Source organism: Ancylobacter sonchi (assembly GCF_018390695.1).
GTDB lineage: Bacteria > Pseudomonadota > Alphaproteobacteria > Rhizobiales > Xanthobacteraceae > Ancylobacter > Ancylobacter sonchi.
Map to the genome: position 1 here is coordinate 1 of NZ_JAHBGF010000041.1, position 514 is coordinate 514.

Consider the following 514-nt stretch of genomic DNA (forward strand, 5'->3'; position numbering starts at 1 on the left):
TCGTCGCCTTGGTAGGCCTTTACCCCACCAACTAGCTAATCCGACGCGGGTTCATCCAATGGCGATAAATCTTTCCCCTTGCGGGCTTATACGGTATTAATTCCAGTTTCCCGGAGCTATTCCGTACCATTGGGCAGATCCCCACGTGTTACTCACCCGTCTGCCGCTCCCCTTGCGGGGCGCTCGACTTGCATGTGTTAAGCCTGCCGCCAGCGTTCGTTCTGAGCCAGGATCAAACTCTCAAGTTGAATGAGATATTTTGAACCGGCTAATGTCGCTACGCTCAAAACCTCTTGACGAGGTTGAGACCAGGACATCCCTCGCGGGATCATCCGGTCTCGAGAACGTAAACACGCCGAAGTCTCATTCGATCTCTAGGAACCTTTCGGCTCCGTCGAGATCCGCAAGGACTCCGCCGTCCACGTTTCTCTTTCTTCCGTTTTACCTGTCAAACAGCGCGAGGTTCGAAAACCTCAGGACCCGAAAGTCCGGCGACCCGAAGGTCTTGCCTCTC

1 rRNA gene is annotated in these 514 nt (G+C 54.5%); it reads right to left on the bottom strand.

Features of this window, described 5'->3' with window-relative positions:
• A 16S ribosomal RNA gene (locus tag KHC28_RS24075) occupies nt 1-248 on the bottom strand; the annotation flags it as partial.
• Nucleotides 249-514 lie beyond the last annotated feature (266 nt).